The organism is Streptomyces yangpuensis (genome assembly GCF_024666385.1).
Lineage (GTDB): Bacteria > Actinomycetota > Actinomycetes > Streptomycetales > Streptomycetaceae > Streptomyces > Streptomyces yangpuensis.
The window spans coordinates 859,929-882,890 of record NZ_CP102514.1 but is presented as its reverse complement, the minus strand read 5'-3'; the positions used below and the strand labels follow the sequence as shown (position 1 = coordinate 882,890).

Annotated in this window: 24 protein-coding genes; 15 read left to right on the top strand and 9 right to left on the bottom strand. The window is 73.0% G+C overall.

Going from position 1 to position 22,962, the window contains the following annotated elements; translation table 11 throughout:
• The first annotated feature begins 15 nt into the window (after positions 1-15).
• From NRK68_RS04145 to NRK68_RS04130, 4 genes are all read left to right on the top strand, one after another.
• On the top strand, positions 16-777 hold the full coding sequence (locus tag NRK68_RS04145) for an SDR family NAD(P)-dependent oxidoreductase (RefSeq protein WP_046778031.1): 762 nt from the start codon (positions 16-18) through the stop codon (positions 775-777).
• Positions 774-1,835, top strand: a complete 1,062-nt coding sequence (locus NRK68_RS04140; RefSeq protein WP_183067996.1) for a threonine aldolase family protein — start codon at positions 774-776, stop codon at positions 1,833-1,835. Before NRK68_RS04145 ends, NRK68_RS04140 begins: the two co-directional genes overlap by 4 nt.
• Positions 1,836-1,923: 88 nt before the next feature.
• Positions 1,924-2,523 carry a transglutaminase-like domain-containing protein gene (locus tag NRK68_RS04135; RefSeq protein WP_183067995.1) on the top strand — a complete coding sequence of 200 codons (600 nt, stop codon included), beginning with the start codon at positions 1,924-1,926 and terminating at the stop codon, positions 2,521-2,523.
• Between the two features lie 97 nt (positions 2,524-2,620).
• The gene (locus NRK68_RS04130; protein WP_183067994.1) at positions 2,621-3,019 is read left to right on the top strand and encodes a hypothetical protein; all 399 of its coding nucleotides are present in this window, start codon (positions 2,621-2,623) and stop codon (positions 3,017-3,019) included.
• A gap of 44 nt (positions 3,020-3,063) precedes the next feature.
• On the opposite strand, the gene NRK68_RS04125 is transcribed toward NRK68_RS04130, so the two are convergent.
• Positions 3,064-3,786 (bottom strand): lysophospholipid acyltransferase family protein, encoded by a 723-nt coding sequence (locus tag NRK68_RS04125; protein WP_183067993.1) that lies wholly within the window; start codon positions 3,784-3,786, stop codon positions 3,064-3,066.
• Between the two features lie 229 nt (positions 3,787-4,015).
• Here NRK68_RS04125 and NRK68_RS04120 point away from each other — a divergent pair, with 229 nt between their 5' ends.
• The 5 genes from NRK68_RS04120 (at position 4,016) to NRK68_RS04100 (ending at position 8,758) form a co-directional block, all read left to right on the top strand.
• Complete coding sequence (locus NRK68_RS04120; RefSeq protein ID WP_373024384.1) at positions 4,016-4,399, top strand: TlpA family protein disulfide reductase; 384 nt, start codon at positions 4,016-4,018, stop codon at positions 4,397-4,399.
• Between the two features lie 319 nt (positions 4,400-4,718).
• A complete protein-coding gene (locus NRK68_RS04115; protein WP_183067991.1) occupies positions 4,719-5,267 on the top strand; it encodes a flavin reductase family protein in 549 nt (182 codons plus the stop codon).
• A 200-nt stretch (positions 5,268-5,467) separates the two neighbouring features.
• Positions 5,468-6,256, top strand: a complete 789-nt coding sequence (locus NRK68_RS04110; protein WP_046778035.1) for an electron transfer flavoprotein subunit beta/FixA family protein — start codon at positions 5,468-5,470, stop codon at positions 6,254-6,256.
• A 59-nt stretch (positions 6,257-6,315) separates the two neighbouring features.
• The gene (locus tag NRK68_RS04105; protein ID WP_257854965.1) at positions 6,316-7,278 is read left to right on the top strand and encodes an electron transfer flavoprotein subunit alpha/FixB family protein; all 963 of its coding nucleotides are present in this window, start codon (positions 6,316-6,318) and stop codon (positions 7,276-7,278) included.
• A gap of 181 nt (positions 7,279-7,459) precedes the next feature.
• Entirely contained in the window at positions 7,460-8,758 is a 1,299-nt protein-coding gene (locus NRK68_RS04100; protein ID WP_183067990.1) for a DUF6986 family protein, read from the top strand.
• Positions 8,759-8,820: 62 nt separating this feature from the next.
• On the opposite strand, the gene NRK68_RS04095 is transcribed toward NRK68_RS04100, so the two are convergent.
• On the bottom strand, positions 8,821-9,807 hold the full coding sequence (locus tag NRK68_RS04095) for a LacI family DNA-binding transcriptional regulator (protein WP_257857760.1): 987 nt from the start codon (positions 9,805-9,807) through the stop codon (positions 8,821-8,823).
• Positions 9,808-10,005: 198 nt separating this feature from the next.
• On the opposite strand from NRK68_RS04095, the gene NRK68_RS04090 reads away from it, so the two are divergent.
• Positions 10,006-11,043 (top strand): NUDIX hydrolase, encoded by a 1,038-nt coding sequence (locus NRK68_RS04090; protein ID WP_183067988.1) that lies wholly within the window; start codon positions 10,006-10,008, stop codon positions 11,041-11,043.
• A gap of 71 nt (positions 11,044-11,114) precedes the next feature.
• Here NRK68_RS04090 and NRK68_RS04085 read toward each other — a convergent pair whose 3' ends face one another.
• Positions 11,115-11,810 carry an MBL fold metallo-hydrolase gene (locus tag NRK68_RS04085; RefSeq protein ID WP_183067987.1) on the bottom strand — a complete coding sequence of 232 codons (696 nt, stop codon included), beginning with the start codon at positions 11,808-11,810 and terminating at the stop codon, positions 11,115-11,117.
• A 128-nt stretch (positions 11,811-11,938) separates the two neighbouring features.
• The gene (locus NRK68_RS04080) at positions 11,939-13,303 is read right to left on the bottom strand and encodes a dipeptidase (protein ID WP_183067986.1); all 1,365 of its coding nucleotides are present in this window, start codon (positions 13,301-13,303) and stop codon (positions 11,939-11,941) included.
• Between the two features lie 379 nt (positions 13,304-13,682).
• On the opposite strand from NRK68_RS04080, the gene NRK68_RS04075 reads away from it, so the two are divergent.
• A complete protein-coding gene (locus NRK68_RS04075; RefSeq protein WP_183068166.1) occupies positions 13,683-14,885 on the top strand; it encodes a geranylgeranyl reductase family protein in 1,203 nt (400 codons plus the stop codon).
• 1,253 nt (positions 14,886-16,138) lie between these two features.
• Here NRK68_RS04075 and NRK68_RS04070 read toward each other — a convergent pair.
• Positions 16,139-16,600, bottom strand: a complete 462-nt coding sequence (locus tag NRK68_RS04070) for a nitroreductase/quinone reductase family protein (protein WP_183065704.1) — start codon at positions 16,598-16,600, stop codon at positions 16,139-16,141.
• Positions 16,601-16,764: 164 nt separating this feature from the next.
• On the opposite strand from NRK68_RS04070, the gene NRK68_RS04065 reads away from it, so the two are divergent.
• The 3 genes from NRK68_RS04065 to kilB all read left to right on the top strand — a co-directional run bounded on the left by NRK68_RS04065 (position 16,765) and on the right by kilB (position 19,148).
• The gene (locus tag NRK68_RS04065) at positions 16,765-17,463 is read left to right on the top strand and encodes a TetR/AcrR family transcriptional regulator (protein ID WP_183065705.1); all 699 of its coding nucleotides are present in this window, start codon (positions 16,765-16,767) and stop codon (positions 17,461-17,463) included.
• 166 nt (positions 17,464-17,629) lie between these two features.
• Positions 17,630-18,592 carry a spherulation-specific family 4 protein gene (locus NRK68_RS04060; RefSeq protein WP_257854960.1) on the top strand — a complete coding sequence of 321 codons (963 nt, stop codon included), beginning with the start codon at positions 17,630-17,632 and terminating at the stop codon, positions 18,590-18,592.
• A gap of 91 nt (positions 18,593-18,683) precedes the next feature.
• Positions 18,684-19,148 (top strand): plasmid transfer protein KilB, encoded by a 465-nt coding sequence (gene kilB / locus NRK68_RS04055; protein ID WP_183065706.1) that lies wholly within the window; start codon positions 18,684-18,686, stop codon positions 19,146-19,148.
• A 48-nt stretch (positions 19,149-19,196) separates the two neighbouring features.
• Here the strand turns inward: kilB and NRK68_RS04050 are convergent, their stop codons facing one another.
• The 4 genes from NRK68_RS04050 to NRK68_RS04035 form a co-directional block, all read right to left on the bottom strand.
• Complete coding sequence (locus tag NRK68_RS04050; protein ID WP_257854959.1) at positions 19,197-20,300, bottom strand: serine hydrolase domain-containing protein; 1,104 nt, start codon at positions 20,298-20,300, stop codon at positions 19,197-19,199.
• 117 nt (positions 20,301-20,417) lie between these two features.
• Entirely contained in the window at positions 20,418-20,810 is a 393-nt protein-coding gene (locus NRK68_RS04045; protein WP_183065708.1) for an MTH938/NDUFAF3 family protein, read from the bottom strand.
• Positions 20,811-20,879: 69 nt separating this feature from the next.
• The gene (locus tag NRK68_RS04040) at positions 20,880-21,416 is read right to left on the bottom strand and encodes a hypothetical protein (RefSeq protein WP_183065709.1); all 537 of its coding nucleotides are present in this window, start codon (positions 21,414-21,416) and stop codon (positions 20,880-20,882) included.
• A gap of 95 nt (positions 21,417-21,511) precedes the next feature.
• Entirely contained in the window at positions 21,512-22,255 is a 744-nt protein-coding gene (locus tag NRK68_RS04035) for a maleylpyruvate isomerase family mycothiol-dependent enzyme (RefSeq protein WP_046778044.1), read from the bottom strand.
• Between the two features lie 38 nt (positions 22,256-22,293).
• Between NRK68_RS04035 and NRK68_RS04030 the strand changes: the two genes are divergently transcribed.
• Positions 22,294-22,950 carry an alpha-ketoglutarate-dependent dioxygenase AlkB family protein gene (locus NRK68_RS04030; protein ID WP_183065711.1) on the top strand — a complete coding sequence of 219 codons (657 nt, stop codon included), beginning with the start codon at positions 22,294-22,296 and terminating at the stop codon, positions 22,948-22,950.
• Positions 22,951-22,962: the final 12 nt, after the last annotated feature.

The following is a 22,962-nucleotide window of genomic DNA, read 5'->3' as shown; positions in this document are numbered from 1 at the left end:
CAGGAGGCTGCACAGATGAACGGCTCCGGGAACGGCAACGGAAAGCTGAGCGGAGCGGTGGTGGCGGTGGCCGGGGCCGGCGGGCCCGCAGGCCGCGCCGCCCTGCTCCGCCTCGCCGAGGCGGGAGCGGTGGTCGTCGCGTCCGACGCCGATCCGGCCCGGCTCGCGGAGGCCGTGGACGCGGCCCGCTACGCCCACGGCGGCGCCACCATCACCGGTGACACCGTGGACCTGCTCGACCTGGACGCCACCAAGGCCTGGGCCGAGCAGACCGAGAAGGAGTTCGGGCGGGTCGACGGACTGGTCCACCTCGTCGGAGGCTGGCGCGGCAGCAAGACGTTCACCGACGTCGACCTCGCCGACTGGGCCTTCCTGGAGAAGCTCCTCATCCGCACCGTCCAGCACACCTCGCTCGCCTTCCACGACGGGCTGCTGCGCAGCGAGCGCGGGCGCTACGTCCTGGTGAGCCAGTCCGGCGCGCACAAGCCGGTCGCCAACAACGCCGCGTACAACGCGGGCAAGGCGGCCGCCGAGGCCTGGACGCTCGCCATGGCGGACTCCTTCCGCAAGGCGGGGGGTGACGAGGGTCCCGGCGCGGCAGCTGCGATCCTGGTCATCAAGGCACTGGTGCACGACGCGATGCGCGCCGAGCGTCCCAATGCGAAGTTCGCGGGCTTCACCGACGTGAAGGAGCTGGCCGAGGCCATCGCCGGCGTGTGGGAGCGGCCCGCCATCGATGTGAACGGACAGCGTCTGTGGCTCACTCCGCAACCGTGAAGACCGATGCCCGCCGCCACCACGATCCGGCGGTACGCGGTTTCGCGAGCGACAACTACGCAGGGGTCCACCCGGAGATCCTGGAGGCCCTTGCCCTGGCCAACGGCGGCCACCAGGTCGCCTACGGCGAGGACGAGTACACTGAGCACCTGCAGAAGATCATCCGCAGCCACTTCGGTGCGTACGCGGAGGCCTTCCCGGTCTTCAACGGCACCGGCGCGAACGTCACCGCCCTCCAGGCGATGACCGACCGCTGGGGCGCCGTGATCTGCGCCAAGAGTGCCCACATCAACGTGGACGAGGGCGGCGCGCCGGAGCGGATGGCCGGCCTCAAGCTGCTCGCCGTACCCACCCGGGACGGCAAGCTCACGCCCGAGCTGATCGACCAGGAGGCCTGGGGCTTCGAGGACGAGCACCGCGCGATGCCGCAGGTCGTCTCGATCACCCAGAACACCGAGCTCGGCACGGTCTACACGCCGGACGAGATCAAGGCCATCTGCGAGCACGCCCACGGGCTCGGCATGAAGGTCCACCTCGACGGCGCCCGGATAGCCAACGCCGCGGCCTCGCTCGACGTGCCGATGCGCACCTTCACCAACACCGTCGGCGTCGACGTGCTGTCCTACGGCGGCACCAAGAACGGGATGATGTTCGGCGAGGCGATCGTCGTGCTCAATCCGGACGCGGCCCGGCAGATGAAGCACATCCGCAAGATGTCGATGCAGCTCGCGTCGAAGATGCGCTTCGTGTCGGTGCAGCTGGAAGCGCTGCTCGCCAAGGACCTGTGGCTGCGCAACGCCCGCCACGCCAACGAGATGGCTCGGCGGCTCGAAGCCGGCGTCCGTGAGACCGACGGCGTGGAGATCCTCTACCCGGTGCAGGCGAACGCGGTGTTCGCACGGCTGCCGCACGAGGTGTCCCGGCGTCTGCAGAAGCGCTACCGCTTCTACTTCTGGGACGAGGCAGCGGGCGACGTCCGCTGGATGTGCGGCTTCGACACCCAGGAGGAGGACGTCGACGGCTTCCTCCAGGCCCTGAAGGAGGAGCTGGCCCGCTAGTCGCAAGCCCCTCCACGCAACCGCATAGGTATGCCACCCATCGCAAAATGATTGATTCGCGAGGGGTGGCACACCTATGCTCCGGGCCATGCAGCTGATCCCGCAAAGCCCCGACCTTTTCACGTACTTGGCCTCCGACGAGGCCATCGACCACTGGCATCCCGTGGTGCTGGAAGCGGCGGATCGCCTCTGGTCCACCACCGGCGACGCATACTCATACGCCCGGGCCGCCTTCGAGTTCGTTCGCGACGACATCCCGCACTCGGCCGACTCCGGCGACCCGCGGGTCGCCTGGCGGGCCTCCGACGTGCTGGGCACGCGCAACGGCATCTGCCACGCGAAGTCCCACGCCCTGGTGGCCCTGCTGCGCGCCCAGGGGATCCCGGCCGGGCTGTGCTACCAGCGCCTCGCCGACGACGACGGCTCGCACCCGCTCGTCCACGGGCTGATCGCCCTGCGCCTGCCCGGAGCCGCACGCTGGAGCCGGCTCGACCCGCGCGGCAACAGGCCCGGGGTGGACGCGCGCTTCGACCTCGTCGAGGAACGCCTGGCCTTCCCCGTCCGCCCGGAGCTGGGCGAGGCCGACCACCCCGAGCTGTACGCGGCCCCGCACCCGGCCGTGCTCGCGGCGCTGAAGGAGTCCGCCGACCGCGAGGACCTGTGGCGCAGGCTGCCGACCGCGCTGTAGGGGGTGTCAAGCCACGGGATGCGGGGGCGTGACGGGCGGCGAGCGGCGGGGCGTACTGGAGGTGTCCGCTTCGCTCCCTCGTCCGAGGAGAACCGTCATGACCCAACCCCTCCGCACGCTGCGCCTGGCCCTGTTCGCGGCCACCACCGCCCTGGCCGCCGGAGCCGTGGTCCCCACGACCGCGTTCGCCGCGCCGCAGGCGGCCCCGCACGCTGTCGTGGCGGAGAAGGAGACACCGGGCGGGAACCACCGCGGCGCCGGGCAGAAGGACGGCACGTGGGGCAAGAAGCGTCCGGGCAAGGGCGGCTCGCACGACGGGAAGCACGGTCCCCAGGAGCCGCGGTGGCAGTGCGTCACCGCCCCGTGCGGTCCCCCCGGCAAGGGCGGCTCCGACCACGGGAAGCACCGCCCGGAGGAGCCGCGGTGGCAGTGTGTCAACGCTCCCTGCGGACCGCCCCGCGCCGCGGCCGACGGCGGCCGGACCCACCCGGCCTGAGCCGCGGCCGGGGACGGTGGGACGGGCCGGTGGGACAGGCCGGCTCAGCCCGCTTCGCGGACCTGGGCCGCGGTCGGCGCCGTACCGCCCAGGTGGGCCGGCAGCCACCAGCTGTCCTCGGGGCTCCGCGGCTTCTCCGGGTAGGCGCGCTGGGCCGCGTCCAGCAGCTCCTGCACGCGCTCGCGCAGCCGCCGCGTGATCGCCCCCGCGTACTGGTCGGTGGGGGCCTCGATCGGCTCGCCGACCCGCAGCGTCACGGGGATGTGGCTGCGCTTGAGGTTCTTCGGACGGCCCTTGGTCCACAGGCGCTGCGTACCCCAAAGCGCCACCGGGATCAGCGGAACGCCGGCCTCCTGCGCCATACGCGCCGCACCCGACTTGAAGCTCTTCAGGGTGAAGGACTGGGAGATCGTCGCCTCGGGGAAGACGCCGATGATCTCACCGGAGCGCAGCGAGTCCAGCGCGTGCTGGTACGCCGTCTCGCCCTGCTGGCGGTCCACCGGGATGTGCTTCATCGCGCGCATCAGCGGACCGGACACCTTGTGCCGGAACACCGACTCCTTCGCCATGAAGCGCACCAGGCGCTTCTGCGGCCGCGCGGTCAGGCCGGCGAAGATGAAGTCGAGGTAGCCGATGTGGTTCGACACCAGGACCGCACCGCCCTTGCGGGGGATGTTCTCGGTGCCCTTCATGTCGATGCGGATGTCCAGCGCGCGGAACAGCCCGTGCGCGGCGCCGATCACCGGGGGGTAGACGAACTCAGCCATCGGGAGACCCGCTTTCTGCCTGGGGAGGTGCTCCCGGCCGGAAGTTACGGAAGCGTAGGTACGCGACCATTGGGGATGGTGCCCCAAACGAGGGCCGCTGGCCAGTCCAGACGCCCCTGCCCGGGGAGATTCTCGTCACGCCGGGAATGTCCGGGCCCCGTCGGGTGTCCCATCCACGTACGAGCGTACGACGATCATGTGCCTGGACGAAGGCGGCGGTGTGAGGGGAGTGCGGGTGCTCGGGCGGGAAGACGGGCGGGAAGACGGGCCGGACCGCGGACAGGCCGACGCGGGCCGCGGGGTGCCGCGGTTCCTGGATCTCTCGGAACTGGGCGCGCGGCCGGGCCGCCGGGCCACCCTGGTGCAGTTCTCCAGCGCCTTCTGCCAGCCCTGCCGGGCCACGCGGCGGATCCTCGCCGAGGTCGCGGGGATGGTCGAGGGCGTCGCGCACGTCGAGATCGACGCCGAGGAGCGGCTCGACCTGGTGCGGGCGCTGGGGATCGAGAAGACCCCGACCGTGCTCGTACTGGACGCGGCCGGCCGGATCGTGCGGCGGGCGGCCGGCATGCCCCGGAAGGTCGACGTGATCGCCGCGCTCGGCGCCGCCGTATGACGAGGAGCCTGCCAGGGACGCGGCGCCGCCGTACGACGAGCGGTGGGTCCGGCGGCGGCCCCCGGGCCGTGGCCGGAGGGCCGCACGCGCCGGTGTGCACGCCCGCACACCGCGTGACGCGTCTGACATCTGCCCGATCCCGCTTGACTGGGTCCACGGGAGATCGCCACGCTGACCGTATGCGGTATGAACTCCTGCTCCACGGACGGGTCCATGTGGACCTCGTCCGCCACGCGAGCGCGCGCTGTCCGGATCACCGAACGCCCCGGCCCTGATCCCGACTGTGCCCGCGTGTCCTGAGGCAGAAGGCAGAACCCCGATGAGTGCTCCGACCGTCCCGACGGTCCCGACGGTCCCGACGGCCGTTCCCCCCTTCGCCGGCGCCGGCCGTCCCGGCTCGCCCGACCTGCTGCGCTCCGTCTTCCGGCAGCACGCCGCCGGAGTCGCCGTGATCACCTCCCGGGACGGCGGCCGCCCGGTGGGCTTCACCGCCACCTCACTGAACTCCGTCTCCGCGGACCCGCCGCTGCTGTCCTTCACCATCGGCACCGGGGCCTCCAGCTGGCCCGCGGTGCGCGACAGCGAGTACCTCGGCGTGCACATACTCGGCGAGCACCAACGGGAGCTGGCGGGCCTGTTCGCACGCAGCGGGGCCGACCGGTTCGGGCCGGACACCGGCTGGGCCGCCGGCCCGCACGGGGTCCCGGTGCTGGACGGCGTGCTGGCGTGGCTGGTCTGCCGGGTGGTGGCGAGGGTGCCCGCCGGGGAGCACCGTGTGATCATCGCTCAGGCGGTCGTGGGTGATCCGGCCGGAGAGGGCCGTCCCCTGCTGTACCACCAGGGGCGCTTCAACGCGCTGCGTGACTGAATCGTCCCTGCTGGGGCGGGTCGGGCGGCGTTGGGCAGATCACAGTTCGCCGACCTTGCGACAGGGTGGGACCCAAGGTGTACTGACGAGTAACATTCCCTTCGGAGCGTGGCCCGCCCCGATCGGGATCCGCCCGAGAAGGCGCCTATGCTGCCTGCATAAGGCGGTACACGAAAAGACGATGCGGTAGGAGAGCCGGCGTGAGCCTGAGGATCGTTGTCTGTGTGAAGTACGTGCCCGACGCCACCGGCGACCGGCAGTTCACCGAGGACTTGACCGTCAACCGTGACGACGTCGACGGCCTGCTGTCGGAGCTCGACGAGTACGCCGTCGAGCAGGCGCTGCAGATCTCAGAGAATTCGGACGACGACGTCGAGATCACCGTGCTGACGGTGGGCCCCGAGGACGCCAAGGACGCGCTGCGCAAGGCGCTGTCGATGGGCGCCGACAAGGCCATCCACGTCGAGGACGACGACCTGCACGGCACGGACGTCATGGGCACCTCGCTGGTGCTCGCCAAGGCCATCGAGAAGGCCGGCTACGACCTGGTCATCACGGGCATGGCGTCCACCGACGGCACCATGGGTGTCCTCCCGGCGATCCTGGCCGAGCGCCTGGGCGTTCCGCAGGCCACCCTGCTCTCCGAGGTCAAGGTCGAGGACGGCACCGTGACCGGCCGCCGTGACGGCGACAGCGCGAGCGAGCAGCTGCAGGCCTCCCTGCCCGCGCTCGTCTCGGTGACGGACCAGTCGGGCGAGGCCCGCTACCCGTCCTTCAAGGGCATCATGGCCGCGAAGAAGAAGCCGGTCGAGTCCTGGGACCTGGAGGACCTGGAGATCGAGGCCGACGAGGTCGGCCTGGAAGGCTCCTGGACCGCGGTCGACTCCGCGGCGCAGCGCCCGGCCCGCACCGCCGGCACGATCGTCAAGGACGAGGGCGAGGGCGGCAAGCAGCTGGCCGAGTTCCTGGCCGGCCAGAAGTTCATCTAAGAGCTTCGGCCACCCCTCAGTAGCCCCCAGACACTTCGCAATCGCAGGAGAGCAGTCCCATGGCTGAAGTTCTCGTCTACGTCGACCACGTGGACGGCGCCGTCCGCAAGCCCACCCTCGAGCTGCTGACGCTCGCCCGCCGCATCGGCGAGCCCGTCGCCGTCGCCCTGGGCGCCGGCGGCGACGCCACCGCCGCCGTGCTCGCCGAGCACGGTGCGGTCAAGGTCCTCACCGCCGACGCCCCCGAGTTCGCCGAGTACCTCGTCGTACCGAAGGTGGACGCGCTGCAGGCCGCCTACGACGCCGTTTCCCCGGCCGCCGTGCTCGTCCCGTCCTCCGCCGAGGGCAAGGAGATCGCCGCGCGCCTGGCCGTCCGCATCGGCTCCGGCATCATCACCGACGCCGTCGACCTGGAGGCGGGTGACGAGGGTCCGGTCGCGACGCAGTCGGCCTTCGCCGCCTCGTTCACCACCAAGTCCCGTGTCTCCAAGGGCACCCCGGTCATCACCGTGAAGCCGAACTCGGCCCCGGTCGAGGCCGCCCCGGCCGCCGGCGCCGTCGAGGCGCTCGCCGTCACCTTCGGCGCCCTGGCGACCGGCACCAAGGTCACCGGCCGTACCCCGCGCGAGTCGACCGGACGCCCCGAGCTGACCGAGGCCGCGATCGTCGTCTCCGGCGGCCGTGGTGTCAACGGTGCCGAGAACTTCGGCATCATCGAGGAGCTCGCGGACTCCCTCGGCGCGGCCGTCGGTGCCTCGCGTGCCGCCGTCGACGCCGGCTGGTACCCGCACACCAACCAGGTCGGCCAGACCGGCAAGTCGGTCTCCCCGCAGCTCTACATCGCCTCCGGCATCTCGGGCGCGATCCAGCACCGGGCCGGCATGCAGACCTCGAAGACCATCGTGGCCATCAACAAGGACGCCGAGGCCCCGATCTTCGACCTCGTCGACTACGGCGTGGTCGGCGACCTCTTCGCGGTCGTCCCGCAGCTGACCGCGGAGATCAAGGCGCGCAAGGGCTGACCGCCTGACCTGCGCTTCTCTCCGTAGCGCCGCTTCCTCGGGGCCGTGTGGTGATTCTCACCGCACGGCCCCGAGTCGTTTGCCCCAGGCGGCCGGGGGACCATTGACGGAGCGGAACCGCGTGACTAAATTCTGCTATGCGGATCTAAGCTTCCGTGAAGCGGAAAAAGGAGAGTGCACGATGGGTCAGCAGGAGAAGGTGGCGACGAGCCTCGCCGGCGCGGTCAGCGAGGGCATCAGCGCCTCCCTCGCGCCGGTGGACGCGGAGCTCGCGCGCCACTACCCGGGCGACCCAGGCACCCGGCAGCCCATCCACACGGTCTACGTACCCGGTGACGTCTTCGCCGCCGGCACCATCCGCTCCTGGGGCGACCAGGCCCTGGCCGCACTCGACGAGCACGCCCCGGACGCCGCCACCTTCGCCGAGATCCTCGGCATCTCCGACGAACTCGCCGTACCGGTCTACGACCGCGTCCGCGCCAAGCTGCTGCGCGAGCCCGTCGAGGACCTCCGCGTCGACTTCGAGGACGGCTTCGGCGTCCGCTCCGACGAGGAGGAGGACCAGGCCGCGGCTCGTGCCGCCCGCCTCGTCTCGGAAGCCTTCTCCAACGGCACCAACGCGCCGTACATGGGCATCCGCATGAAGTGCATGGAGTCCAACGTCCGCGACCGCGGTATCCGCACCACCGACATCTTCCTCTCCGGTCTGCTGGAGCACGGCGGCCTGCCCGAGGGCCTCGTCCTGACCCTCCCGAAGGTCACCTACGCCGAGCAGGTCAGCGCCTTCGTCAAACTGCTGGAGGCCTTCGAGACCACCCGCGGCCTGCGCCCGGGCCGGATCGGCTTCGAGATCCAGATCGAGACCAGCCAGTCCATCCTGGCCTCCGACGGCACCGCCACCGTCGCCCGGATGATCGAGGCCTCCAAGGGCCGCGCCACCGGCCTGCACTACGGCACCTTCGACTACAGCGCCTGCGTCGGTGTCTCCGCCGCCTACCAGGCCAGCGACCACCCCGCCGCCGACCACGCGAAGGCGATCATGCAGGTCGCGGCCGCGGGCACCGGTGTACGGGTGTCCGACGGCTCCACCAACGTGCTGCCGATCGGCACCACCGAGAAGGTCCACGAGGGCTGGAAGCTCCACTACGGCCTGACCCGCCGCGCCCTGGCCCGCGCCTACTACCAGGGCTGGGACATGCACCCGGCGCACCTGCCGACCCGCTACGCGGCCGTCTTCACCTTCTACCGCGAGGGCCTCGAAGCCGCCGCCGCCCGCCTGAAGGCGTACGTGGCCAAGATCGAGGGCGACGTGATGGACGAGCCCGCCACCGCCAAGGCCCTCGCCGGCTACCTGGTCCGCGGCCTCGACTGCGGCGCCGTCGGCGCCGACGAGGTCACCGCCCTGACCGGCCTGACCCGCGCCGAACTCGACGCCTTCGCGATCCCGCGCCGCTCGGCCACCCTGACGGCCACCGCCTGACGCACGGCGCGAGCGCGGCCCGGGTGAACCACCCGGGCCGCCGCTCTCGCGGGCGGTGAGGGTCAGTCCGCCGGAGGGAGTTCGCCCGACCCGCGGGGGACGAGGCGGGTGGGGAGTTCGGTACGGGTCGGGGTGAGCACGCTTCCCGCCAGACGCTGGAAGAGGCGGTCCGTGGCCACCCGGCCCAGGGCCGCCGGATCCTGGGCGACCACCGTGACACCGGGCCGCAGCAGGTCCGCCAGTTCGAAGTCGTCGAAGCCGACCAGGGCCACCGGGCGCCGGAGGGAGGCAAGGACCCGCACCACGGTGACCGTCACGCGGTTGTTGCCGGCGAAGACGGCGGTCACCGGCTCCGGGCCCGTGACCATCGCCCTCGCCGCCGGCGCGACCCGGCCCGGTTCCGTCGAGCCGAGCGAGACCCAGGATCCGGCCACCGGCAGGCCCGCCTCCGCCATGGCCGCGCGGTAGCCGCGCAGGCGTTCCGTCGCCGTGTGGATGCGGGGGTGGTCCCCGATGAAGCCGATCCGGCGGTGGCCGCCCGCGATCAGGTGCGCGACACCGCCGCGGGCCCCGCCGAAGTTGTCCGACAGCACCACGTCGGCGTCGATCCGGCCGGCCGGCCGGTCCACGAACACCGTGGCCACGCCCGCCCGCATCTCCGGCTCCAGATAGCGGTGGTCGTTCCCGGCCGGGATCACGATCAGCCCGTCCACCCGGCGGGCGCACAGCGCGAGTGCCAACTCCCTCTCCCGGTCGGGGTCCTCGGCGCTGGAGCCGTTGATGAGCAGTGCCCCGTGCGCGCGGGCCACCTCCTCCACGGCCCGGTTCAGCGGTCCGTAGAAGGGGTCGGCGAGGTCCTCCAGCACCAGACCGACGGTGGCGGTGCGGCCTTTGCGCAGCACGCGGGCACTGTCGTTGCGGCGGAAGCCCAGGGCCTCGATGGCCGCCCGGACCCGCCTCTCCGTCTCCGGGGTGACGCCCGGCTCGCCGTTGACCACGCGGGACACCGTCTTCAGGCCGACGCCCGCCTGGGCCGCCACGTCCTTCATGGTCGGCCGGTTGCCGTAGCGGGGGTCGGACGTGCGGCGGTTGTGGGGCACGGTCGTGAATCCTCCCTGGTACTCGGGCGAGCGTGCGGGCTCGGGACCTCGAGCATAAGCACTCGGCCGGATAGTGAGGTTTTCGTGGCAGGGTGGGGCGGGCAGGCCACTGGGGGCTCCGGACGAGCCATGGGGAGAGGGGTAGACGTGATTGTCTGGATCAACGGCACGTTCAGCGCCGGGAAGACCAGCACGGCCCGTGAACTGACCGGAATCCTTCCGGACAGCACCCTGTTCGACCCGGAACTCGTCGGCGACGCGCTGCGGGTGCTGCTGCCGCCCAAACGGCTGGCGGAGGTCACCGACTACCAGGACCTGCCGAGTTGGCGGCGGCTGGTCGTGGACACGGCCGCGGCGATGCTCGCCGAGGTGGGCGGGGTGCTCGTCGTCCCGATGACGCTGCTGCGCCAGGACTACCGGGACGAGATCTTCGGCGGGCTGGCGGCGCGGCGGATACCGGTGCGGCACGTCCTGCTCGCTCCTGCTGAAACGATCCTTCGGGAGCGGATCGCGACCCGCGTCGAGCCCGGCGCACCGGAGGACGTGGACCTGCGCGTCCGGCAGTGGGCCTACGACCACATCCCCGTCTACCAGGAGGCCCTCGGCTGGCTCACCGGCGACGCGCACGTCATCGACAACGGGCTCCTGACCGTACGGGAGACCGCCGAGAGGATCGCCGAAGCCGTCCGCTCCGAGACCGCCCGGGTCTGCGACATCGTGCAGACCCCGGAGCCCACGCGGGAGACGGTGGCCGCCGGGGTGCTGCTCTTCGACGAGCAGGACCGGGTGCTGCTGGTGGACCCGACGTACAAGGCGGGCTGGGAGTTCCCGGGCGGCGTCGTCGAAACGGGCGAGGCCCCGGCCGGCGCCGCCGTACGGGAAGTGGCGGAGGAACTGGGCCTCGTACTGGACCGGACCCCCGGACTCCTCGTGATCGACTGGGAACGCCCGCAGCCCCCCGGCTACGGAGGCCTGCGCCTGCTCTTCGACGGCGGCCGGCTCTCGGGCGAGGCGGCCGCCCGCCTCCGGCTGCCGGGCCCCGAGCTGCGGGCCTGGCGCTTCGTGACGGAGGCCGAGGCCGCCGAGCTGCTGCCGCAGCACCGATACGAACGGCTGCGCTGGGCGCTGCGCGCCCGGGAGCGCGCCCGCCCCCTCTACCTGGAGGCGGGCGTCCCCACCGGCTGAGGGGGCTCTCCTGTCGCGCGCTCCGTTCGCCCCCACCCCCCGGCGCGCCCCTTCGGCTCACTCGCCCGGTCTCAGGCGGGCGTCTCGGCGGCGGCCTTCGCCAGGGCGGGCGCGGTGTCCACCGTCAGGGGATCGCCGTGGCCGAAGCAGGCGACCGACGGCCCGAGCCCGGCCAGCCGGCGGAAGGACTCGACCGCCCGGCCGCGGTCGACGTTGAAGACGCCCAGCATCAGCGGACCGACGGCGGCGATGCAGTCCCCCGCGAACAGCACGCCGTGGTGCGGGAGATGGATGCCGATGCTGCCGTGGGTGTGGCCCGGGGCGTGCACGACGTACGCCCCGTCCCCGAAGCCCAGCGCGTCCCCGTCCTCCAGCTCGCGGTCCACCCGGGTGGGCGGCGCCCCGGGCACGGTCAGGCCGTGCTCGTACAGCGGGATCTCCCAGTCCAGGAGCACCGGTTCGGGCACGGGCCGCTCACCCCGGATCACCGGAGCGTCCAGCCGGTGCGCGAGCACCCGCGCGCCCCAGCGGGACGCGAGCTCCCCGGCCGCGCCCACGTGGTCGCGGTGGCAGTGCGTGAGCACGATCCGCTCCAGGCGCCCGGGCCGCAGCCCGAGCGAACGTATCGCCCCTTCGATCTCCGCGGCGGCTTCGGCATGGCCCGCGTCGACGAGGGTCAGGGCTTCACCGTCCTGCCAGAGATAGGCCTGGCCGATGGGGAAGCGGAGCATGTGGAGCCGGTTCGGGAGTACTTCGACAAGATCCATACGGCGAACGTACGGGCGGCCCGCCGCCGCACGCTCGGGACTTCACCGTGAGCGGAGTACGCCCAGGGCGCACTGCCCACTGGGCACTGCGCACCGGGCGTACCCGGAGCGGCGGGCGGCGGCCCGGATCAGACGCGCTTGGACTCCGCGTAGTTGACGAGGAAGAGGGCCTCGGCCACCGACAGGCGCTCCAGCTCCTCCGGCGACACGCTCTCGTTGACCGCGTGGATCTGCGCCTCCGGCTCGCTCAGCCCGATCAGCAGCATCTCCGCCCGCGGGTACAGCGACGTCAGCGTGTTGCACAGCGGGATCGACCCGCCCATGCCGCTGATCTGCATCTCCTGGCCGGGGTACGCGGTCTCCAGGGCCGCGCGCATCGACGCGTACGCCGGGCTGTCGGTGTCCGCCTGGAACGGCTGGCCCTGGCCGACCAGCTCCAGTTCGAGACGCGCCTTCCACGGCGTGTGCGCCTCCAGGTGGGCCTGGAGCAGCTTGACGGCCGCGGCGATGTCCACGCCCGGCGGGACACGCAGGCTGACCAGCGCGCCCGCGCTCGCGTGCACCGACGGCGTCGCGCCGACCACCGGCGGGCAGTCGATGCCGAGAACGGTGACGGCCGGACGGGCCCACAGCCGGTCGGCGACGGTGCCGTCGCCGATCAGCTCGACGCCGTCCAGGACCTTCGCGTCGGCGCGGAAATCCGCCTCCGGGTACTGCAGGCCCTCCCACACCGCGTCCGCGGCGAGCCCGTCCACGGTCGTCGAACCGTCGGCGGCGCGCAGCGAGTCCAGTACGCGGATCAGCGCGGCCAGCGCGTCGGGCGCGGCCCCGCCGAACATGCCGGAGTGCAGGTTCCCGCCCAGCGTGTCGATCTTCACCTTGAGCAGGCACATGCCGCGGAGGGTGGCGGTCACCGTCGGCAGGCCGAGGCGGAAGTTGCCCGCGTCGCCGATGACGATGGTGTCGGCGGCCAGCAGCTCCGGGTGCGCCTCCGCGTACTGCTGGAGACCGCCCGTGCCCTGCTCCTCGGAGCCCTCGACGATGACCTTCACGCTCACCGGCACACCCCCGTTGGCCTTCAGGGCCCGCAGCGCCAGCAGGTGCATGATGAACCCGCCCTTGCAGTCCGCCGCACCGCGCCCGTACCAGCGGCCGTCACGCTCGGTCAGTTCGAAGGCGGGAGAGACCCAGGCGCTGTCGTCCAGCGGCGGCTGCACGTCGTAGTGCGCGTAGAGCAGCACGGTCGGCGCGCCCTCGGGGCCGGGCAGGAAGCCGTACACCGACTGGGTGCCGTCGGGGGTGTCGAGCAGCGCCACGTCCTGGAATCCCTCGACACGCAGGGCGTCGGCCACCCAGTTCGCCGCGGCCTCGCTCTCGCTCTTCGGGAACTGCGCCCAGTCCGCCACCGACTGGAAGGCCACCAGCTCCGTCAGCTCCTGCTTGGCGCGGGGCATCAGCGAGGCGATGGTCTCGGCGATCGGATTCTGGGACATGGGCACGCTCCTTTTGGGTGCGACGTTGTATCCGTGTACGCCGCTCGCGCATGCGCGGGGTGGGCGTATGCCGGGTACGGCGAGAGACAGTCCCGATCTTCGCACAGCGGAGCCGGGCGGTGTCTCGCCGTAGGATTTCCCCGGCATCGGAGCAACGGGTGATCAGGAGCGGCAACACATCGTGAGCAGCGACGACGACGTACGCGACGCAGGTGCGGATGCGGATGCGGATGCGGGTGCGGGTGCGGCAGGCAGGGACGCCACGGCGGGCGCGGACGCAGGCACGGGCGCGGACGCAGGCACGGGCGCGAGCGGGGGCGGGGGCGGTGTCCCGGCCGAGCAGGTGGCGGGCGACGAGGTGGCCGGGGGGTCCGGCGAGGTGTGGGACGTGGTCGTGGTCGGAGCCGGACCGGCCGGGTCCTCGGCCGCGTACGCGGCGGCCACGGCGGGGCGGCGCGTCCTGCTGCTGGAGAAGGCCGAACTGCCCCGGTACAAGACCTGTGGCGGCGGCATCATCGGCCCCTCCCGCGACGCCCTCCCGCCGGGCTTCGTCCTGCCCCTGAAGGACCGCATCCACGCGGTCACCTTCTCGATGGACGGCAAGCTGACCCGGACCCGGCGTTCGAAGCACATGCTGTTCGGGCTCATCAACCGGCCCGAGTTCGACGCCGGCCTGGTCGCGGAGGCGGAGAAGGCGGGCGCCACCGTCCGGACGGGGACCGCCGTGACCCGCGTGGAGCAGCACGGGGCGGCCGTGCCCGACCGGCGCACCGTCGCCGTGGTACTGGCCGACGGCGAGACCGTCCTGGCGCGCGCGGTGGTCGGCGCGGACGGCAGCGCCAGCCGGATCGGCGCGCACGTGGGCGTCGAGATGGACCAGGTGGACCTGGGCCTGGAGGCGGAGATCCCCGTTCCCGCGACGGTGGCGGAGGACTGGAAGGGGCGGGTACTGATCGACTGGGGCCCGCTGCCCGGCAGTTACGGCTGGGTCTTCCCCAAGGGCGACACCCTCACGGTCGGGGTGATCTCGGCCAAGGGCGAGGGGGCCGCGACCAAGCGGTACCTGGACGACTTCATCGCCCGGCTCGGACTCGCCGGTTTCGAACCGTCCGTCTCCTCCGGGCACCTGACCCGCTGCCGCAAGCCCGACTCGCCGCTCTCGCGCGGCCGGGTCCTGGTCGCGGGCGACGCGGCCGGACTGTTGGAGCCGTGGACCCGCGAGGGCATCTCCTTCGCGCTGCGCTCGGGGCGGCTCGCGGGGGAGTGGGCGGTGAAGATCGCCGAAGCGCAGGACGCGGTGGACGCGCGCCGTCAGGCCCTCAACTACGCCTTCGCGGTCAAGGCCGGGCTGGGCGTGGAGATGGGGGTCGGCAAGCGGATGCTGACCGTCTTCGAGGCCCGGCCGGGGCTGCTGCACGCGGCGATCACCGGGTTCCGTCCGGCGTGGCGGGCTTTCGCCCGCATCACGCGGGGCGCGACGACGCTGGCCGACATGGTGCGTACGTACCCGCTCGCGCGCAAGGCGCTGCACGCGCTGGACGCGCGGCAGGCGGCGGCGGCGCGCGGCGGCGACCGGGGCTAGGGAAGGCAAGTGTGTGCGGGGCCCCGGCCATCGGCCGGGGCCCCGTCCGCACTGCGGGCCGCGCGGTGCGCGTGGGTGAGGGGGGCGTGGCGGGCTGCCGACGGCTGGGGCGGTCGGCTGGTCTCGCGGGCTGAGGTGCGCGGTGTGAGCGTGGCGGGTCGTCGCGCGGGCCGCTGTGTGCCGGGTGTGCGGCGGGCTCCCGGCGGGCGTTCGGACGGGCTCGCGGCGCCGGGCGTGCTTCCGCTGGCTCGTGGGCCGTGGGCGGCCGCGCGGGCCGCGGTGTGCTGGGTGTGCGGCGGGTCGTCGGCGGGCGGTGGCGTACTTCGGACCCCCGGGCCGACGGTGCCGGGCTCGCCGCGTCGGGCTTGCGCCGCTGGGCTTCCGGGTCGTGGGCGGTCGCGTGGGTTGGGGTGTGCTGGGTGTGCGGCGGGCTGTCGGTGGGCGGTGACGTACTACGGATGGGGCTCCTGGGCCGAGGGTGCCGGTCCGCGGTGCCGGGCTCGCCGCGTCGGGCTTGCGCCGCTGGGCTCGTGGGCCGTGGGCGGCCGCGCGGGCCGCGGTGTGCTGGGTGTGCGGCGGGTCGTCGGCGGGCGGTGGCGTACTTCGGACCCCCGGGCCGACGGTGCCGGGCTCGCCGCGTCGGGCTTGCGCCGCTGGGCTTCCGGGTCGTGGGCGGTCGCGTGGGCTTGGGTGTGCTGGGTGTGCGGCGGGCTGTCGGTGGGCAGTGGCGTGCTCCGGACGGGGCTCCCGGGCCGATGGCGTCGGTCCGCGGTGCCGGGTTTGCGCGGCCGGGCTGGCGGCGCCGGGCTCGCCGCGTCGGGTGTGGTTCCGCTGGGCTTCCGGGTCGTGGGCGGTCGCGTGGGTTGGGGTGTGCTGGGTATGCGGCGGGCTGTCGGTGGGCGGTGGCGTGCTCCGGACGGTGCTCCCGGGCCGACGGTGCCGGTCCGCGGTGCTGGGTTTGCGCGGCCGGGCAAGCGGCGCCGGGCTGGCGGCGCCGGGCTCTCGGTGGGCGGTGGCGTACTACGGGACGGGGCTCCCGGGCCACGGGGCCGGTCCGCGGTGCCGGGTTTGCGCGGCCGGGCTCCCGGGTCGTGGGTGGTCGCGCGGGCCGCGGGTGCGCAAGGTGCGTCGCGGGATTGCGGCCGGTGGTGGCGTACTTCGGACGGGCTCCCGGGCCGACGGCGCCGGGCTTGCGCCGGCTGGTCTGCGGCGCCGACTCCCCGCGCCGGGGCTGCGGTGCCGGTACGGCGGTGTCAGCTCGATGCCGGGACGATGCGGAAGACCGGGTGGTCGTCGGCGATCGCCCGGATCTCCGCGTCCGAGGCCTTGGCGTCGACGCCGCGGAAGAACTGGTTCACCTCCCAGCCCCACTTCTCCAGGTAGGTGCGCAGGATCGCGGTCTTCTCGGCCGGGTCGGTGATCTCGACGACGGTGAAGGCGCGCACCTTCCGTCCCACGCGCAGCTCGCCGCCGCCCGCGACCCGCATGTTGCGGACCCACTGGGAGTGACCTCGGGCCGACACGAGGTACTCCGCACCCTCGTACGTGTGCGGATTGACCGGGATCCGCTGCATCCGGCCCGACGTGCGGCCGCGCACCGAGAGCTCGGCGCTGCCGGCCAGGCTGATCCCGTGGCGGGCCAGCTTGCCGAGGAACGCGTTGAACCGGGTGACCAGCGGACCGGCCTGGACGTAGTACGGGGTGGGCGCGTTCACGAGGACCTCCGGGCGTCTTCTCTGTGTGCTCTATTTCGAGAGCACTGCTCTCGCTTGAGTCCAGTGTGCATTGACCGGTGCACCAAAGCAAGAGCACCGCTCTCGAATTAGAGCGCCGATCCGATTCCTGGGCAGTGCTCCGCCCGCGTGGCACACTGGCCCGCATGAACACCGTGCGAGGGGCCAGGGAACGGGCCCGCATCGAGGTCACCGCCGCCATCAAGGACGAGGCCCGCCGCCGCCTCGCGGCCGAGGGCGCCGCCAAACTGTCCCTGCGCGCCGTCGCCCGCGAGCTGGGCATGGTCTCCTCGGCCCTGTACCGCTACTTCCCGAGCCGCGACGATCTGCTGACGGCGCTCATCATCGACGCCTACGACAGCCTCGGCGCCGCCGCCGAGGAGGCGGACGCCCGTGCCCTCGCCGCCGGAGCCCCGCCCCGCGCCCGCTGGATCGCCGTCTGCGAGTCCGTCCGCACATGGGCGCTGCGGCACCCCCATGAATACGCCCTCGTCTACGGCTCCCCGGTGCCCGGCTACAGCGCCCCCGCCGACACCATCGGGCCCGCCTCCCGGGTCGGCAACGTCCTCATCGGCATCGTCCGCGCCGCCTACGAGGGGCGCGGCCTCGCCCTGCCGCCGCTGCCGCCAGCCCTGGGCCCCGAGGCGGACCGGATGGCCGCCGATTTCGCCGAGGGCCTGCCCCCGGCGGTCGTCCCGGCCCTCGTCGCCGCGTGGGCGCAGCTGGCCGGCCTGGTCTCCTTCGAACTGTTCGGACAGTTCAAGGGTGTGGTCGAGGAGCGGTCCGCGTTCTTCGCGCACGCGGCAGGGCAACTGGCGCACGGGGTCGGACTGCCCGCCGTATGACACGAGGGCGGGGGAGGGGTGGCCGTCCTTCCGGGAATTCACATGATGGGGCGATGGCTCGCTCTCCTGTTCCTCGGTGCAATGCAGGAGGTTCAGCCTTGAACGACGGGCCGTCCGTCTAGTGTTCCTCGGGTCCCCCACCCCGCCTCCGCCGGAGGAAACGTTCATGCCTCGCGCCAAGAAGGCCTTGTACGCCGTCCTGGCCACCGTCCTGCTGGCCGCGCCGGCGCCCTCCGTCGCCACGCCGCCGCGTGAGGCATCCGCCCGGTCCGCCACTGCCGCCTCCCCGTCCCCGGCCCCGGCCCCGCCGCCCACGCCGCGGCTGCCGGGCGTACGGGGCCTGGAGATCGGCGTACCCGCCTACGTGATGGCGGACGACCGCATGTTGACCGAGCTCACCGCCACCGGCCCCGCCCCGTCGGTGGTCGTACTGAACCCGGGCAACGGCGACGCGCCCTTCAGCGCCCCCTGGAGGTCCCGCGCCGACGCGCTCCGCGCCCGCACCACCTCCACCGGCGAGCGGACCAAGGTGCTCGGCTACGTCCACACCGACCACGGCAACCGCGACCCGGCCGCCGTCAAGGCCTCCGTCGACAACTACCTCAGGACCCCGGACGGCCGCCTGCACGTCGACGGCATCTTCTTCGACGTCGTCAGCCGCGACTGCGGCCCCGCCAACGCCACCCGGGACCACTACGCGGAGCTGCGCCGCTACGTCCAGGACACCATGAACGCCGTGGATCCCACCGTCCCCGACCTGGTCGTCAACAACCCCGGCACCGCCATAGCCGACTGCTACCTGGACACCGGCCGCCGGACCGCGGACGTCTTCGTCACCTACGAGGACACCTACGCCGCGTACACCGGGGCCGGCTGGCTCGGCGGCAACGTCTTCGACCACGACTCCGGCTACCGGCCCGGTACCGAACTGGACCCGAGCGGAACGGCCTTCTGGCACCTGGTCCACGACGTCCCCGACGCCGAGGCGATGCGCGCCACCCTCCGCACCTCCTTCGACCGTGGCGCGGGCTACGCGTACGCCACGGACACGGTCATGCCCAACCCCTGGAACGCGGGCCCGACGTGGAAGTACACCTCCCAGACCGCCTACGCGGCCACCCTCGGCTAGCGTCTGCGACCGGCACCTCCCCACAGGCCACAGGCCACAGGCCCGGGGCCCGCCCCTGTCCCGGCGCGCGGCCGTCTGATTCCATGGTCCGGTGAACGCCGTGATCACCAGCCTCATCGCCGTACTCGGGACGCTGCTCGGATCGGTGGTGACGCATGCGTTCCAGCAGCGCTCCGCGAAGCGCACGGAGCGCAACGCCCTTGACGCGCAGCTGCGTCAGGAGCGGCTCGACGCCTACGGCGCGTACGCGGGCCTGCTGGTGGAGTTCCGGCAGGCCATGCTGCACCACTGGTTCTGCGTGCACCAGGGCCGTGACGCCGAGGACGAAGTCGCCCTCCGAGGGCGCTCGTTCGAGACACGCTCCACCGCGCAGCAGGCACTTTTCCGGCTCCAGCTGATCACCGACGACGCCGCTCTCGGTACCGCCGCGGTCGACGCCTTCACCGCGGTCGGTGCCATCGACCGTGCGCAGGACCTTCCCGAGCTCGCCACCCGGCGGGACGCGACCCGCGAGCTGATCGACGCCTTCGTCGCGAACGCCCGCCGCTGCGTGTGAGGTCAGGGCGACGGCCCACCGGGCCGGGCCCTGTCCCGTCGGGTTCCGTCAGCGGGACCAGATGTCCAGCAGGCGGTTCGCGGCGCGGAAGTGGTCGGGTGCATCCGCGTTGCACACCACGGTGACGGCCGTGTTCCGGTCCGGGGCGACCTTGAAGGTGCTGTGGAACTGCTCCCAGTCGCCGCGGTGCACCAGGCTGTTGTCGGGGAGCAGCAGCATCCCCGCCCCGTACCGGCCCTCCTCGATGCCGCGCCCGCGCAGGACGTCGCCCACGTCCACCGCGTCCCGAGTGACTCCGGTGAGGAGTTCCGGACCGCCGACGCGGCCGGTGCGGTAGTTGTCGGCCCAGCGGACCATTTCGCCGGGGGTGGTCTGGACCGACCCGTCTCCGTACTGTTTCCAGGGGGAGGATTCGGGGGTGAAGGAGCCGTCCTTCTCGTCGTACGACTTCGCCTTGCCGGGGACGTCCACCGCCGGGGACAGGGCCATGCGCAGCTGGAGCGGGGCGAAGAACTCCTGCTGGAGGAAGGCCGGGAAGGACTGACCGGTGACCTTCTCGACGACGTGGGCCAGCAGGACGTAGTTGGAGTTGGAGTAGGAGAAGCGCTTGCCCGGAAGATCCGCAGGCCGTGACGCCCGGATCGCCGCGATCGCCTCCCGCTGGCCGGCCGGATCGGACAGCCCGATGCCCTTGGCCTCCAGCAGGTCCTGGTAGTCGGGAATGCCGCTGGTGTGGCGCATCAGGTCGCCCACGGTGATGTCCCGGGCCCAGGCGGGCGGGTCGTCGAGGTAGTCGGACAAGGGGTCGTCCAGCGAGAGCCGGTGCCGTGCTGCCAGCAGGAGAACGGCATCGGCAGTGAACTGCTTGGAGTTGGAGGCCATGTCGAAGACCGTCTTCGGGGTGATGGCCCGCCCGGTCGCGAGGTCGGCTCTGCCCTTCCCCGCCTCCCAGACGACGGCGCCGCGTCTGCCGACCGCCGCCGCGCAGCCAGGGCCGTCGGGGGAGGGCACCAGCTCCCGGAGTACCTCCGCGCTGCGCCTCTCGCGGTCGTCGTCACCGGCCGCCGCGTACGCCTGCGGCCCGGAGACGCCGGACAGCAGGGCCAGGACCAGAGCGCACCCTGCCGTGCGCGACGACCCCGTCCGGTGCACTGGCGACCACCTTCCTCCCTGTGGTCAAGGGTCCTCCGGCGGGTCTGTCCCGGCCAGTTGATCACCTCCTCGGCGGTGCAGCCCGGCAGGTCCAGCCGGTGTCGCCCCGCTTGCGGGTCAGCACGTCGAGTGGAAGAGGCCGCCCACGGGCCGGCCCGCGGCCGCCAGGGTGTTGTAGAGCGCGACGGCCGCCCGGGTCTCCTTCACGTGCACCTCCGCGCCCGCCTGCCGGAGCAGTTCCAGGGTCGGCGGTGCGACCGCGAGCCGCTCGTCCATGCCGAGGCTGAGGACGACGACCCGCGCTCCGCGCTCCAGCAGCTCGCGGGCGTCCCACAGGGGTTCGGCACCCCCGGACGCACCCGGGACGGCCGCGAGGTCGGACGCAGCGTCGGACGCCGGGCCGGAGGTGGGGTCGTAGGCGAACGCAGGGTCGGACGCGCGGTCGTAGGCGAACGCGGGGTCGGAGGCGGGGGCGGTGTCGATGGCACGGCCGGTGCCGGTATCGGTCATACGGGCCAGCATCGCAGCCGGAATGATCACCCGCGCGGGCCTCTCGCGGAGTGGGACCGCCCCGCCCGGTCAGCGGTAGTCGTCCGGGTGTCCCTGCATCCAGGTGTTGATCCTGTCGCGGGTGCCGATCAGCAGCGTCTGGTGCTTCTTCAGGTTCGTGAAGCTGCGGTCACCGGCGAGCTGCGCGTCGAGTTCCGCGATGAGCGCGATCGGTTCGGGGAAGTGCCCGGGGCCCTTGGGGTCCGCCTTCATCGCCGCGTCCAAGCCGTGGAGTTCGTCGTGGACCCGCCCCAGGAAGTGGGCGCATTCGGCCGGCGTGCACGCATCGTTCAGCGTCGCCTGAAGCCCCGCGAAGGCGTCCCGGACCTTCTCCGGCGCGGCGCCGGGGAGGGCGCCCGGCCCGCCGGAGGCCCGAGGCGCGGCCGGACCCGGACCAGACGGGCCCGGCACCGCGGACGCCGACGGCGGCACCGACACCGACACGGGCACCGATGCCGACGCGGTCGGCGCGGCGACGGGCGTGGCCGGATCCGCGCCGCAGGAGACCGCGAACCCCGCCAGGACCACCGCGGCCACCGCCGTGCCGCGCACCGTGGAACCGAACACCTGCCACCCCCGAGATCGTTGAGGAGGTGACCATAACCGCTCGTCCCCGCAGGTCATCGGGCGGGGCGCAAGGAACGGCCCCCCCCGCACGGACCTCAGATCCCGGCCGTGTCCGCCCACAGCGCGGCGAGCGACAGGTCGCCCGTCACCCCCGGACCCGCCAGCGGCAGCCGGTTCCACAGCGCCGCGTACAGCCAGGCCGCCTCACCGGTGACCTCGCAGTCGACCGGATCGCCGGTGTCCCCCAGCACCGTCCGCGCCGGCGCCGGCGACAGGTGTACGGTCCACACCGCTGCCGTGTCGGCGGCGCGGATCCGCATCGTCCGCGGCTCCGGGGTCCGCACCCGGCTCCGCGGCCGCGCGTGGAAGCCGGTGAGCAGCTCGTCCACCCCGTCCTCCGCGAAGTCCGGAGCCACCGGTGAGAGGACGACGCCCAGCGCGGACTCGGCGTCCATCCGGTGCACGGTGGTCTCGTGTGCCTGGCGGCGCGCCCAGAACGCCGTCGGCGACGGCGGGGCGGTCGGCAGGAAGGTCCAGCACTGCACGTCCGCCGGGGCCTCGGTCAGCGTCCGCACCAGGTCCGCGTGACCCTCCCGGAACCACGCCAGGAGCTCGCCGTCGACCAGTTCCGGCGCCTCCGGGAAGCCCGTGGGCTCCAGCCGCCCCTCCGCGACGTAGGCGGCCGCCCAGCGGTGCACCGACCCGGTGTGCCGCAACAGGTCGGTGACGTGCCAGCCCGGACAGGACGGCACGAAGGCATCCGTACCGGCCCGCTCGGCCACGTCGGCGAGCAGTTCGCCCTCCCGGGCGAGGGTCTTCACGTACTCGGTGATCTCCATACCGGGAGTCTTGCAGCCCCGGCACCGACAATGGAGGCATGGACGGCGAACTCTTCCCGCGCGAGCGGACGGTGATCGCCCCCGGCGCGGTGCACGTGCCCGACTGGCTCGGGGCCGACCGGCAGGGAGAGCTGCTGGCGGCCTGCCGCGTGTGGGCCCGGCCGCCCGCCGGCCTGCGCACCGTGCGTACCCCGGGCGGCGGAGTGATGACCGCCCGGCAGGTGTGCCTGGGGCTGCACTGGTACCCGTACGGATACGCCCGCACCGCCGTCGACGGGGACGGGGCGCCGGTCAAGCCGATGCCGGACTGGCTCGCCGGGCTCGGGCGGGAGGCGGTGGCCGCCGCGTACGGGACGCCCCCCGACCCCGGCGCGGCCGCCTACGACATCGCGCTGATCAACTTCTACGACGGGGACTCCCGGATGGGCATGCACCGTGACGCGGAGGAGAAGTCCCCGGCGCCCGTGGTCTCGCTCAGCCTCGGCGACAGCTGTCTCTTCCGCTTCGGGAACACCGGCTCCCGCGGGCGCCCGTACCGCGACGTCGAGCTGCGCAGCGGGGACCTCTTCGTCTTCGGCGGCCCGAGCCGGTCGGCCTACCACGGGGTGCCGAAGGTCCTGCCGGGCACGGGCCCGCGCGCGCTCGGGCTGACCGGGCGGCTCAACATCACACTCCGGGTCGGCGGGCTGGGCTGAGGGGCGGCGTCC